This window comes from Patescibacteria group bacterium (assembly GCA_035549555.1).
Lineage (GTDB): Bacteria > Patescibacteriota > Microgenomatia > UBA8517 > UBA8517 > Co84-156.
Genome location: DASZQR010000010.1, coordinates 540,522 through 552,617 on the forward strand (window position 1 = coordinate 540,522; position 12,096 = coordinate 552,617).

The window sequence follows — 12,096 nt, forward strand, 5'->3', positions numbered from 1 at the left end:
GTATTGTACTTCATGTGTATTTTATTGACAAGAAAGCGCGTCAATTGCTAAAATACAGTCGAAATGTTAACAGTAAAAGTTTTCCCAACATTAATTAATCACCTCGCTTAAAGCGGGAGGTTAAGCGTGAATTTTAACCTCCTGAAAAGGAGGTTTTTTAATGGTTTTATGCCAAAAGAGACAATATCACCAACAACTATTAACGAAATTGAATACTTGTTACAAGCAAGAAGAAGAGCGTGTGAAGAATCATCCCTAGAGATAAATATAGATGTTCATCCTGACGGAACAAACACAATGGACATAAAAACAGAAACAAGTGGAATGAAAATTAGAAAAACAAAAGAAATCAAACCTGCTTCAAATCTCTAATTCTTAATTGTAAACTTTTTACTCCATTCCATTCATTTTCTTCAATGTTATAGCAAACATCTACCAGATCTCCTTTTTCTAAATTTGAAAAATCTTTCGCAATTCCAAATCCAATTGCATCAAAAAATTTACTATCCTTTGATAGTTTTAATTTCAAATGTGTTTTATCCTTCCCAAGTAATCTTTTATCAATAATTTTTACAGTTTGCGTTACAAAGCTTGGAGTTGGATTTCCGTTTCCAGTCGGTTCAAATTGTTTTATTTTCTTTACAAGTTCCCAATTAATCAATTTAAAATCAAGTAGAGAATCGATCTTTAATTTTCTCTGTAAAATTTCATCAGTTAAAAGTTTTTTGGCAGTTTTGTTTAATCTTTTTTGAAATTCCTCAATTTTCGAAGTTTTTATTGTAAATCCAGCAGCCATTGTGTGCCCTCCATGCGCTACAAGAATTTCAGCATGTTCCCGAATCATTTCAATAATATTTATCCCTTCAATGCTGCGGGCACTTCCTTTACTAAATTCGCGCCCCCGAGAGACAACAATTGCAGGTAAATAAAACTCTTCAACAAGTCGCCCTGCTGCAAGCCCTATTACTCCCTCATGATAATTTTTATCGCTTAAAAAAATTATCGAATCATTAAAGTTTTCCATCTTTCTTTGTGTACTTACTACTGTCTTTTCCACAATTTCTTGTCTTTGTGAATTTGTTTTAGAAATTAATTTTGCCAACTCTTTGGCACGCTTAGGATCCTTTACACAAAGAAGTCGTAGCGCTTCAATTGCATGTACAAGTCTTCCCATCGCATTGATTCGCGGCGCAATAATATAATTTATTTCATAAGTCGAAATATTTTCCATTTCTACTTTTGCGTCGTGGAGTAGTTCAATAAGTCCTGCTCTTTTAGTTTTCTTTAATGCTTCTATTCCATATTTTGCAAAAGATCTATTTGCAGCGGTCAGTGGCATTTGATCCGCAATTGTCCCAATTCCTGCAAGTTCAAGTCCAGTTGTTACTCCAAGTTCTCGTGCAACTATCCATGAGATTGCACTTCCGCAAATTTTTTTTGTATGAATTATTGCAAACGCTTTATCAGGATGACAAACTTGTTTATTTTTCTTTTTTTCCGCTTCGTGATGGTCTGTAACAATAATATCTATCCCAAGTTTTTCGGCAGCATCTATCGCTTCGTAAGCTACTATTCCGTTATCAACCGTGATTATAACTTTCAGGTTTTCGTTTTCCTGTTTTAACCGCGCAAGCGTTTTTTTATTAATTCCATATCCTTCAATAAATCTATCAGGAATATAAGGCATTGCATCAACTTTTAATTTATGAAGTGCTTCCCACATAATTGCAGTCGCAGTCACTCCATCAGCATCATAATCTCCATAAACAAAAACTTTTTCATTATTTTTTTTTGCCAAATTTATTCTTTTGATTGCTTTTTTAATTTCGCTTACATCAATTTCTAAATCTTTTAACTTGATGTCTTCTGGTTTAATTGGATCAAAAAAATCATCTTTCTCTTTTTTTGTTTTTAGATTACGGTTTTCAAGAAGTACATCAACAATATCTTTTTTTTCATCAGTGTTTAAAATCTGCCAGACTTTTTTAGGGTATAATTGAGATGCCATATGAATTTCAATATACCACAAGAAGTAAAAAATATTTTATCAAAATTTGAAAATGAAAATTTCGAGATTTATATTGTCGGCGGGGCAGTCCGTGATTTATTAACTGGAAAAATTCCCAACGATTGGGATTTCACAACCAATGCAACCCCTGATCAAATTTTAAAAACATTAGGGGAAGATGCATATTATGACAACAAATTTGGGACAGTTGGTTTCCCAAGTAATAGTAAAGATTTAGATCCTTTTGAAATTACAACTTTTCGTACAGAGTCTGGTTACAAAGATTCTCGCCACCCTGAAAAAGTTGAATGGGGAAAAACTTTGGAAGAAGATCTTGCAAGACGTGACTTTACAATTAACGCTCTCGCTTTAAAACAAAATAAAAACAATTACGAAGTAATTGATATTTATAATGGCCAAAAAGATTTAGATAGAAAAATAATAAAAGCAGTTGGTAATCCGGGAGATAGATTTACAGAAGACGCTCTTCGCATGATACGAGCAATTCGCATCGCTTCTCAATTAAATTTCAAAATAGAAAATAAAACTCTCGATGCAATAAAATCAAATGCAAATTTGATCACCAAAATTTCCAAAGAAAGAATAAAAGAAGAACTCTTCAAAATTTTATCTTCAAATCATTCATATGAGGGAATAATTTTGTTAAAAGATTCCATGTTACTTGAAATCATTTTGCCGGAAGTTTACAAAATGTTTGGCGTCGAACAAAAATCTCCTAATCGCCATCATATTTACGATGTTGGCACTCATTCTCTAATGGCATTAAAATCAAGTACTTCAAAAGATCCAGTCACCAATTTTGCCATTTTAATTCACGATATTGGAAAGCCTCAAACTTTTAAAAAATTAGAAAACGGCACTATCACTTTTTATAATCACGAAGTTGCCGGCACAAAAATCGCTTTTCAAATTGCAGATCGTTTGCGATTTTCCAAAAAAGAAACCGATAAATTAACAAAATTAGTAAGATGGCATCAATTTACTGTCAATGAATTTCAAACTGATTCTGCAATTAGAAGATTTATAAAAAATGTAACACCAGAGTATTTGGATGACATGTTAATTTTGCGCACTGCAGATCGAGTAGGAAGTGGAGCAAAGCTTACAAGTTGGCGAACAGAAGAATTTAAAAAGAGATTATTAGAAGTTCAAAAGCAGCCATTTTCAATTAAAGATTTAAAAATAAATGGTACTGATGTAATGAAAGAATTAAATCTAAAACCAAGCAAAAAAATCGGAGAGATTTTAGAAAGCTTGTTTAAAGAAGTTGAAGAAAAGAAATTAGAAAATACAAAAGAAGATTTATTAAAAAGAATTAAGACTCTCTAAGTTCAAAGAAAGGACAATTAATCTTTGCACACCAAACACCTGACTGTATTCTTTCCATTCTATAATCTCCACCAGCAACCATCTCAACTGCTTCAAAAACAACTTTACCAGATTTATTAGAGTAAGAATCAATCTTACGCCCGCTTTCCCTAGCAAGTTTAACAATATTCGGATCATCACAACTATAATCAGAATTAAACCCCTCTCTTGGTCCTTCACTCTGTCTTGGTTCTGAAAGAACATCTACTTGCGGAATTGCTTTTTTACAGTGAAGCCACATATCAATACCACTTCTTGGAGAGCCACCACCAGCTCTTTCTCTTTCAAATCTTCCTCGATCTGAATATTCTGATCCTTTTTCAATTTCTGACATATATTTTATCTAGCTAACTAAATCATCCTCATCACCAATAACCATAACTCTGCTCATTGAAAGTATTCCAGCAAGAAACGGATCACGTCGCTGTTTACGAAAAAGCAGTTCATCCCTTGTCATCACAGTATAATTAATTTCTCCTTTTCGCCTTGATTCTTCAGCTCTAATTAACGTTGCAAGCTCCGGAAGAGTAATATCTCCAACAACTAAAATATCAACATCATCATCTTTTTTGCGCTTCTTATGCCTTGCAAAACGTCCGCTAAACATAATATAAAGAGGTCTTCCAATTTTGCCTTTATTTGCAATTAAGTCTCTACCCAATCCTTTAGTTTTAGCTACCATAGAGATTAAATCTCCATACATTTCATAATCTTCTCTCAAAAAATAATAAACTCTATTTCCTCTCGCCTCTTTTTTAATAATTCCGGCGGATTCAAGTTTTGTAAGTTCTCGCCTTACTGCATTAATTTCTTCATTAATTTCGCGAACAATTCCTCGCACATGGTACATTTCTGTAGGATTGGAATAAAAAAGTTCCAAAATTTCAATTCTAACTTTTGAAGTAATAATATTCGAAAGATCTGCCATATGATAATTTAATTTACTCGATCATAACACAAAAGGGCAGACTTTACTAATTATAATTTACACTATTTCCTGATGGAATTTCCTCAACCCAGGTAACTCCTCTTACAAATGAAATTTCTTTTCCATTGCCGTCAGTAAACTTTGTTCTGCTTGTCCTGTCATTTTTGGTCCAGGTAATATTTGTAACTGTTCCGTTTTGGAAAAGTAGTGCTTTACCAGTTCCTATATTTTGCTCAATCATATGCTCCTCACTATCAACTGGCCCAGTTTCTTGTACTTGCATCACAATAATATTTTTTGCTGAAAGTTGTACATTATTATAATCTCCGTCAGTATGAGGCTGGCCTCCATCCCATCGAAGATAATCATTATTTTTAGCATCATATTTCCATTCAACGCTGTAATCAGGCTGACTGCTCCAAAAATCAAACTTAATGTCAGTTGCAGTAGGGCTGCTTGCTTTATTATCATCAACAAAATTATAAGGAACAAATCCTTTAGTCCAAGGAGTTCCGTCTTTTGCAGTATAGGCAAGTCCTCGTTTCTCGGCATCCTGATAAAGTGCATCAGTTGAAATTTCCATTGTGTGTTCAATAGCAATCGGATGTCCTAATCGTTCAAGATTCCTAAAAAATATTGGGTATCCCGCATCATAAGATGCATCATAATCATTTCCTCCAGGAATTCTCCAACCAATTTGTGTCAAAAGCCCAAGAGCATCAACTCTTGGATCAATTTCCCCGTTAGGCTTTGGCCCGCCATTTGCCCCGTAATCATTTGCCCCCCCTACGTGTACATAAAGCGGCCTATCTCCGTACTCAGAAGCGCTATTTATAAAGTAGACCCTGGAGCTACGAACTGGTGCAACAGTCACGTCTCCTGCAGCAGTTCCGCAATAAAATACAGCTCCAAATCTTGTAATTCCCCCTTCTGCTACGGCCTCATATACCCAGTCAGCCTTTGAAAGCCCGTTTGGTGGCCTTGAATCAACATGATTTTCAACCATTACAAATGCAGGACGTCGTCCATTCCAGATAGATTTTTCCTCAGAAGTATAAAGTTCACCATTAATAGGGCACGGTTCAGTTTTTGGAAGGCTTGCAATTTTGCTTCTTGCATCATTTACATTTGCACTGTTCACTCCAGGAGTATTTGCTTTAAATACAAATGAGAATAAAACCCATGAAAGTCCGACAGCAATCACAAAAAGAACAACAAAAAATCCAATCATTCCCCATTTTGTTTTCATTAATTTATTAAATTTCTGCATTATCTTTGTCTTATTCCTAAGCTTACCGCTGCTTGTTCTTCTTTAGATAGTTCAAATTTACTCTGTCCTTTTTCAATTTTTTTAGCATATATTCGAGTTTTATCTCTACTGTGGAGCCCTGTTATTACAATTCCGTTTGCTTCTCCATCAAGAAGTGAAATTGCAAAACTATTATCTCCTCCAGTTTCATTAAAGGGATTAAATCTTATCATACCAACTTTTTGAATATGAGTAAGTTCACGTCCTTCCAAATATCTTAATTTTTTATTAATATCAGAAACAATATCTTTATTTAAATCAAAATTAATTTGTTTTATTCCTTTATTAAACTCAGTTAACTGCTTAAAAATTTTGACTAAAAAAAACGTCAAACCGCCTAACCATAATAGTGTGACAAGAAATAAAATTATTATCAAGGGGTTAGTTTCCATCTAATAATTATACGGCCTGTCAAGTAGCATTTCAAAAATAAAATTTCATAAATTACAAATCGCGAATTTATTTGATCTTTCGGCAAATTTATTTTAATTGAAGCTGATAAAAACATATTTTTAAAAAAGTTAATTTCGTGCCTATCTTACTTCAGTGTTATACTGGTCTCATTCGAATGGGGGTGATTCATAAATGTCAATGTATTGCGTAAAGTGCAGAACAAAAAGAGAAGGAAAAGATGCACAAGAAGTTACCATGAAAAATGGTAAAAAGGCTACAAAAGCAGTTTGTGAAGTTTGTGGCACAACAATGTTTAAAATCGGAAGCAATAAATAATCTTTCATTTTAAAACACAAAAGTACTCCCGTTTATTCGGGATACTTTTGTTAGAGAAGGTTATGAATAATTACAAAGAAGTCTTTAAAATATTCAAAAAACATTACGTTTTAGTTCCCCTTGAAATTTTTACAGATCCCTACACTGCTTTAATTTCAACCCTGATGTCAGCAAGAACTCGCGATAGCGTAACAGTAAACGTCGCCAAAGATTTATTTAAAGTCGCCCCTGACTTAAAATCTTTAAAAAAATTAAGTCAAAATAAAATTGAAGAAATAATTAAACCAATTAGTTTCTATAAAACCAAAGCCAAACACATTTACGAATTAGCTCACACAATCGATAAAATTCCAGACACTCGTGAAGAATTAATGGAACTGCCAGGTGTAGGAAGAAAAACTGCTAATTTAGTTATTAATCGCGCCTTTAATACTCCCGCAATTGCAGTTGATACACATGTCTTTAAAATAAGCAACATGCTCGGCTGGGTTCACACCAAAACTCCAGAAGAAACAGAAATAAAATTAATGGAAGTTCTTCCAAAAAAATATTGGAGTGAAACAAACAAATTATTTGTCAGTATTGGCCAGCAATACCGAAGTGAAAGACTGGTCAAAGAATTTTTAAAAGAGAACAGGCTTATTTAGAAGCACTTTTCTTAACCGCATCTACTAACCACAAACCTTTGTGTTCTTCTTCCTGATCTCCAAAGAATAATGCACGATGAAACATGTTGTCAATTCCCAAATTAAATCCACTTTTAAGAGTTTCAAGATCAAGAGTTGAACTGACTAAAATAACTGGAAGATCAGGTTTTCTGATTTTAATTACACTAGCCAATTGCATACCTTCATGTCCATTTAACCAGCTATCAGAAAGATTATCTCCTTCAAAAACTACTACATCATACCGATCATCCGGCTTGGCAAGAAATTTTCTAAACTTCTTTGCGTTATACATTAATCTATCTGCTATATGAATATCACTATCGCGAACCAAAGAACGTCTAATCAAAATATCTGGAGTCTTACCGGCAACAAGAAGAACATTTACTTGTCCCTGCCTAATACTTTCAGGTGTTAATCTCTCATCTCTTAACATACAACAATTATATCATAATATATCATTTAGTTTTCTAAAACAATAGTCACTGGTCCATCAAGTTCAGTATCAATTTTCATATAATTTCCAAAGCTTCCAATTTCGCAATCAATTCCTAAATTCTTTATTATTTTTACAAAGTGTTCATAAATAACTTTTGCCTTATCAGGAGTTTCCGCATCCAAAAAACTTGGCCTGTTTCCATCTTTTGTGTTTGCATAAAGCGTAAACTGTGACACAGCCAGAATTTTTCCTTTTGCATCAACTAGGTTCAAATTCATTTTTTCGTTTTCGTCAGACATAATTCGCAGTTTAACAAGCTTATTTGCCAACTCTTCAGCTTGTTTTGTTGTATCTCCTTTTTTAACACCAACTAGTACAAATAGTCCTTTATCAATTTGTCCTGTCACCTCGGCAACTCTGATAACTTTGGCTCGATTTACTCGTTGAATAATTAATTTCATATAATTTGATTACAAATGATACCATATATCTGGTACTATCTTTATAAATGAAGAAGCTATTAGCCGTTTTTCTGGCCATATCCTTAATATTAATTCTCAAAGGTTCAGTGGAAGCTCAAGCCATAAAAGCTGACGCTAATCACGATGGCAAAGTAGATAGTGCTGATTACTCCCTCTGGCTATCAAACTTCAATAAATCAAATCTCACCGCCGGTGACTTTAATTCTGATGCTAAAATTGATGGCATTGACTACACTATCTGGTTAGCAGAATATGGTATGGTTGCACCAACTTCACCCCCATCACCCACTGCTGCACCAATTGGTACCTATATTCGTCCTTTTAATCCAAACAGTATCTGGAATAAACCAATAAATGAATCCAATCAATCAATTGCCGCAAATTCATCTCAGATGATTGCACTCCTTGCAAGCGAATCAGATAATCAAACAACTGCTCCTTTTGTCGTTTCGGGAACGGGCGAAAGCTGGTCAGTTCCTGTTTATTTTGCAGACTCCAATACTCCCAGGAAAAATGTTTGTGGATTACAAGACAATGGCTCTCTAATAAAATGTACTTTTGGGTTAATGCCCGTAGATAATAATTTTTATGCTTCATGGGATGGCGGAGGTGCTGGAGCAGATCACAAGATAGCAATCATAGATACTACTAACAACCATGGCTGGAGCGCTTGGTCCTTTAAAACAGCTAATCTAACATACCAAGGTCAGCATGTCGACTATACGGCAAACTATGCAGCTTACGGTTGGACAGATCTATCCCAAGTGGGAGATGGAATAACAATGCATGATGGCGGTGCCTGGGGCGGCCGTGCAAACGGTCTTTCTTATTTTGGAGGTCTAATTTGGCCAGAAGAAATTGCCGCAGGCCAAATAAATCATGCTCTTGCACTTAGTATCTCAGGGAGTGCTGTATCAAAAAACACTTATTGGTGGCCTTCAAGATCAGGCGACGGTTATTCTTCCAATCCGAATGCACTTCCATATGGAGCCCGTTTACAATTAGACCCGACATTTGATATAACCACTCTCCCTACAGGACCAGCAAGAATAGTCGCTAAAGCCCTTCAAGATTACGGTGCATGGCTTGTCGACACAGGTGGATCAGTTGGATTTTATGCTCGTGAGTTCATGGGAAGCGAAGGAACAAGTCTTGACACAACAGCATGGAAAAACGTTGGTGTATCTTCCTCTTACTTTTTGCGTAATTTAATTCCTTGGAGCAAATTCAGAATTCTCACTCAAGCAAGCTCTTCAAATTTCTATCTAAACCCTTAAAATTTGCTCTGAAGGCTAGTAAGCCAGGTTCTGTTTTAGGTAATCATCTGTCTATGCCTGCATCTTCGGAAACCGGTAAAGGCACCTTAAGTTCCATTCGTCAGTTGCAGCGAGGAGGATTGCCCGTTTCACCCGTTTTCAAGCTTTAGACTTGAATTCGACTCGTCTCTGTTGCTCTAACTAGTACTTACTTAGCCTTACGGCTAAATTCGTATCCCAGTTTACGCTGGGTCCTCTTCCTTTAAGCTGCCTGGACTTTCCTCTCTGAGCGACCTCTTGCGAAGTCGAACTGAGCGATCACCCTTCCTCCAGAGCATGACTATTATACCATTTATCAAGCCAAAAACCTTCTTTTTACAAGAATTTGAAGTGTAATAACAAGCGGAATAGAAATTAAAACTCCAACTATTCCTGCAAGTTTAAGTCCAATTGCAAGCGATAAAAGGGTTACAATCGGCGGAACTCCAACAGATTTCTGCATTATTTTTGGAGCAAGTATATAATTTTCAAGTTGTTGAATCAAAAACGCTAAAGCAGTAACAGCAACTCCCATAACTGGAGTTATTCCAAAACCAATCACAATTGCAGGGACTGCGCCAATAATAGGCCCTGCATAAGGAACTATTTCCATTAATCCCGCAAAAATTCCAAGCGGAAGTGCATAAGGTATTCCCAAAATTGTAAGCCCTATATAATTTAATATTCCTACAGCAAACATTAAAAGCACCTGCCCTCGAGCCCACCCACCAAGTTTTAATTCAAGTTCCTGTATAAAAAGAGCTATATCTTTTGCATGTTTTTCGCCAATAAAGTTAGTAAGTTGCAAATCAAGCTTATCAAGCGCCATCAAAAGATAAAAAGCGAAGGTTAAAATTGTAAGTATTGTAAATATATTTGACACAACACCAATTCCAATATTTAAAACACTGCTTGGGACATCCCCCAATCTCGCCAAAAATTGATTAGAAATCTGGGATGTAATTGCTGTAGAAATATGAAGATTCTCAATATAAGTAGGAAGTCCTGCAGCAAAATTTGTAGTTTGATCAATTAAGGCGGGAATAATTCCAGCAAGACAAACAATTAATATCCCAAAAAATGCAATATAAACTATAAAAACAGAAAGTGCTTTAGGAATTTTAAATTTAGATAATCTGCGCACAATTGGGTTTAATGTAACTGTAATCAAAATCGCCACAAACAAAATTACGATTATATCTCGAATAGTCCAGAGAAAAAGTATCGCCCCAATTACAAAAAAGGTAAATAAAATAGTTTTATGTGATATTTCAATTTTTCTAGGCATACCAGTTTCTTATCAAAATTTCTGCTTTATTTTGCCAGTTTTTATCCGAAATATCAAACCAGTTTATTCTTTCATCTTTTTTAAACCAAGTCACTTGTCGTTTTGCGTATTTTATTTCCTCAATTTCCCAGCGCTTTACATATGGCCAATCTTTGTACCCAATTGTTCGTGAAGGAGCATATCTCAAGTAATCCTTCTTTTTCAAAAACTCATATTCTTTCTCAAAACCATTTTTAATTCTCTCTTGGACTCTTTGTTTAATCCTTACTTCCAGTTTGTTTTTATCCAATTTCAAACCAATCCACAAAACACTGTCGAATTTTATTTTTTCAATATCTTTTCTAAGGTCTTTGTCTGCTTCTAAAACTTCAAGTAGTCTTATCAATCTTCGTGCGTTTTTTCTATCAGACTCATTCAGCTTTAAAGCTTCTTCAGGCTTAATCTTCATAATTAATGCATAAAGATCGTCAGCGGTTAAATTTTCAAGTTTTTTTCTGAGCTCTAAATTCTTTGGCACATGAACTCTATCTAAATTATCAACAACTGCTTTAATATAAAATCCAGTTCCACCAACAATTATTGGTAACTTTTTTTGGTTCTTTATTTTTTTAACCTCATTATCGGCAAACTTCACATAATCCGATACTGAAAATTCCTCATCCGGACAAACAAGATCATATCCAAGAATTTCACCGTATTTTTCAATATCTTTTCCTGTTCCAATATTCATGTACTTATATACCATTCGCGAATCAGCAGATATTAAAACTCCGTTATATTTAGATGCCAAATATGAAGCAAATTTAGTTTTCCCGGTCGCAGTTGGTCCACAAATTACGAGAAGTTTTGTGATAGTTTTTCCCATTGTTCTTTACGTAGCTTTAGGTCTGCATTTCCATCAATAATTTTCTTCGCTTCATCCAAATGTTTTCTTGCAAGATCTTTGTCTTCGTCTTTCAAAGCTTCAGCAAGCTTTATATGTGCACCACTCAACCAAACATCATAATTATACTTAGACACAGTTTCTTCGCCAGATTTTTGTAATTCTTCAATTGCAGATAAAACTTTTGGTAAAGCACTTTTGTCTCCAGCTTTATATTGGCAGGTAAACGCATGTATTTTCATATCAGCCAATACTCCAGGCCGATTATGATCCTGCGGTGGATTCTTCTGGAAAACTTCAAGTGCATCTTCATAAGTCTCAGCAGCTTCACCAACACTTCCCATTTCTTCTTGAACCTTTGCCAAATTATAAGTTGGTATAGCAACTGCATTTTCTAAGTTATTAAATTTAGCAATTTCTATTCCGCATTCTGCAGCGCTTTCTGCCAAAACCAAATAATTTTTATCCCCGGTTTGATTAAATAAATGCCTGTAGGTGAGAGAAATTGATCCCTCTAAATCAGAAAGTGAAGAATAATTTTTCTCATTTATATAAGCTGCGATGGCGTCATATGAAATTTTCAAAGCCTTCCAAAAGTGTCCATTTTCTCGAAGTTTCTCAACTTCCTCATGAAGTTCTTTTCCAGTTTTTGGAGTTTCGCTTTTATTTGCCATAAGGCAA

Annotated in this window: 15 protein-coding genes; 5 read left to right on the top strand and 10 right to left on the bottom strand. The window is 34.8% G+C overall.

The features are described 5' to 3' along the window. The first annotated feature begins 168 nt into the window (after positions 1-168). Complete coding sequence (locus VG895_03740) at positions 169-372, top strand: hypothetical protein (GenBank protein ID HWA52138.1); 204 nt, start codon at positions 169-171, stop codon at positions 370-372. Here the strand turns inward: VG895_03740 and recJ are convergent. After that, a complete protein-coding gene (gene recJ, locus VG895_03745; GenBank protein HWA52139.1) occupies positions 350-2,008 on the bottom strand; it encodes a single-stranded-DNA-specific exonuclease RecJ in 1,659 nt (552 codons plus the stop codon). The two genes, VG895_03740 and recJ, sit on opposite strands and share 23 nt — an antisense overlap. Between recJ and VG895_03750 the strand changes: the two genes are divergently transcribed. Beyond that, positions 2,009-3,358 (top strand): HD domain-containing protein, encoded by a 1,350-nt coding sequence (locus VG895_03750; GenBank protein ID HWA52140.1) that lies wholly within the window; start codon positions 2,009-2,011, stop codon positions 3,356-3,358. It abuts the gene before it with no gap. Here VG895_03750 and VG895_03755 read toward each other — a convergent pair. From VG895_03755 to VG895_03770, 4 genes are read right to left on the bottom strand one after another with little or no spacing between them, the layout of a single operon-like run. Continuing rightward, on the bottom strand, positions 3,345-3,731 hold the full coding sequence (locus tag VG895_03755) for a hypothetical protein (protein ID HWA52141.1): 387 nt from the start codon (positions 3,729-3,731) through the stop codon (positions 3,345-3,347). The two genes, VG895_03750 and VG895_03755, sit on opposite strands and share 14 nt — an antisense overlap. Before the next feature lie 9 nt (positions 3,732-3,740). Further along, a complete protein-coding gene (locus VG895_03760) occupies positions 3,741-4,325 on the bottom strand; it encodes a winged helix-turn-helix domain-containing protein (protein ID HWA52142.1) in 585 nt (194 codons plus the stop codon). A gap of 46 nt (positions 4,326-4,371) precedes the next feature. After that, a complete protein-coding gene (locus tag VG895_03765) occupies positions 4,372-5,574 on the bottom strand; it encodes a DUF3048 domain-containing protein (GenBank protein ID HWA52143.1) in 1,203 nt (400 codons plus the stop codon). Between the two features lie 20 nt (positions 5,575-5,594). Next, positions 5,595-6,026: a DUF4446 family protein gene (locus VG895_03770; protein ID HWA52144.1), complete on the bottom strand. Its 432-nt coding sequence runs from the start codon at positions 6,024-6,026 to the stop codon at positions 5,595-5,597. A gap of 193 nt (positions 6,027-6,219) precedes the next feature. Here VG895_03770 and VG895_03775 point away from each other — a divergent pair, with 193 nt between their 5' ends. Both VG895_03775 and nth read left to right on the top strand, forming a co-directional pair. Then, the gene (locus tag VG895_03775) at positions 6,220-6,363 is read left to right on the top strand and encodes a DUF5679 domain-containing protein (protein HWA52145.1); all 144 of its coding nucleotides are present in this window, start codon (positions 6,220-6,222) and stop codon (positions 6,361-6,363) included. 62 nt (positions 6,364-6,425) lie between these two features. Then, positions 6,426-7,010 (top strand): endonuclease III, encoded by a 585-nt coding sequence (nth, locus tag VG895_03780; protein HWA52146.1) that lies wholly within the window; start codon positions 6,426-6,428, stop codon positions 7,008-7,010. On the opposite strand, the gene VG895_03785 is transcribed toward nth, so the two are convergent. After that, positions 7,003-7,464, bottom strand: a complete 462-nt coding sequence (locus VG895_03785; protein ID HWA52147.1) for a hypothetical protein — start codon at positions 7,462-7,464, stop codon at positions 7,003-7,005. The two genes, nth and VG895_03785, sit on opposite strands and share 8 nt — an antisense overlap. 26 nt (positions 7,465-7,490) lie before the next feature. Further along, entirely contained in the window at positions 7,491-7,928 is a 438-nt protein-coding gene (dtd, locus tag VG895_03790) for a D-aminoacyl-tRNA deacylase (GenBank protein ID HWA52148.1), read from the bottom strand. A gap of 47 nt (positions 7,929-7,975) precedes the next feature. Here dtd and VG895_03795 point away from each other — a divergent pair, with 47 nt between their 5' ends. Beyond that, positions 7,976-9,226, top strand: a complete 1,251-nt coding sequence (locus VG895_03795; GenBank protein ID HWA52149.1) for a dockerin type I repeat-containing protein — start codon at positions 7,976-7,978, stop codon at positions 9,224-9,226. A 334-nt stretch (positions 9,227-9,560) separates the two neighbouring features. Here VG895_03795 and VG895_03800 read toward each other — a convergent pair whose 3' ends face one another. From VG895_03800 to VG895_03810, 3 genes are read right to left on the bottom strand one after another with little or no spacing between them, the layout of a single operon-like run. After that, positions 9,561-10,532 (bottom strand): AI-2E family transporter, encoded by a 972-nt coding sequence (locus VG895_03800; GenBank protein ID HWA52150.1) that lies wholly within the window; start codon positions 10,530-10,532, stop codon positions 9,561-9,563. Then, positions 10,525-11,397: a tRNA (adenosine(37)-N6)-dimethylallyltransferase MiaA gene (gene miaA / locus VG895_03805; GenBank protein ID HWA52151.1), complete on the bottom strand. Its 873-nt coding sequence runs from the start codon at positions 11,395-11,397 to the stop codon at positions 10,525-10,527. The genes VG895_03800 and miaA overlap by 8 nt, the downstream gene beginning before the upstream one ends. Next, complete coding sequence (locus VG895_03810) at positions 11,367-12,089, bottom strand: hypothetical protein (protein HWA52152.1); 723 nt, start codon at positions 12,087-12,089, stop codon at positions 11,367-11,369. Before VG895_03810 ends, miaA begins: the two co-directional genes overlap by 31 nt. Positions 12,090-12,096 lie beyond the last annotated feature (7 nt).

Excerpts from the sequence above, each read along its gene's own strand:
- VG895_03750 (HWA52140.1), top strand. The coding sequence starts at position 2,009 with ATGAATTTCAATATACCACAAGAAGTAAAAAATATTTTATCAAAATTT.
- miaA (HWA52151.1), bottom strand. The coding sequence starts at position 11,397 with ATGGGAAAAACTATCACAAAACTTCTCGTAATTTGTGGACCAACTGCG.
- VG895_03770 (HWA52144.1), bottom strand. The coding sequence starts at position 6,026 with ATGGAAACTAACCCCTTGATAATAATTTTATTTCTTGTCACACTATTA.
- nth (HWA52146.1), top strand. The coding sequence starts at position 6,426 with ATGAATAATTACAAAGAAGTCTTTAAAATATTCAAAAAACATTACGTT.
- dtd (HWA52148.1), bottom strand. The coding sequence starts at position 7,928 with ATGAAATTAATTATTCAACGAGTAAATCGAGCCAAAGTTATCAGAGTT.
- VG895_03810 (HWA52152.1), bottom strand. The coding sequence starts at position 12,089 with ATGGCAAATAAAAGCGAAACTCCAAAAACTGGAAAAGAACTTCATGAG.
- recJ (HWA52139.1), bottom strand. The coding sequence starts at position 2,008 with ATGGCATCTCAATTATACCCTAAAAAAGTCTGGCAGATTTTAAACACT.
- VG895_03755 (HWA52141.1), bottom strand. The coding sequence starts at position 3,731 with ATGTCAGAAATTGAAAAAGGATCAGAATATTCAGATCGAGGAAGATTT.
- VG895_03740 (HWA52138.1), top strand. The coding sequence starts at position 169 with ATGCCAAAAGAGACAATATCACCAACAACTATTAACGAAATTGAATAC.
- VG895_03800 (HWA52150.1), bottom strand. The coding sequence starts at position 10,532 with ATGCCTAGAAAAATTGAAATATCACATAAAACTATTTTATTTACCTTT.
- VG895_03775 (HWA52145.1), top strand. The coding sequence starts at position 6,220 with ATGTCAATGTATTGCGTAAAGTGCAGAACAAAAAGAGAAGGAAAAGAT.
- VG895_03785 (HWA52147.1), bottom strand. The coding sequence starts at position 7,464 with ATGTTAAGAGATGAGAGATTAACACCTGAAAGTATTAGGCAGGGACAA.
- VG895_03795 (HWA52149.1), top strand. The coding sequence starts at position 7,976 with ATGAAGAAGCTATTAGCCGTTTTTCTGGCCATATCCTTAATATTAATT.
- VG895_03760 (HWA52142.1), bottom strand. The coding sequence starts at position 4,325 with ATGGCAGATCTTTCGAATATTATTACTTCAAAAGTTAGAATTGAAATT.
- VG895_03765 (HWA52143.1), bottom strand. The coding sequence starts at position 5,574 with ATGAAAACAAAATGGGGAATGATTGGATTTTTTGTTGTTCTTTTTGTG.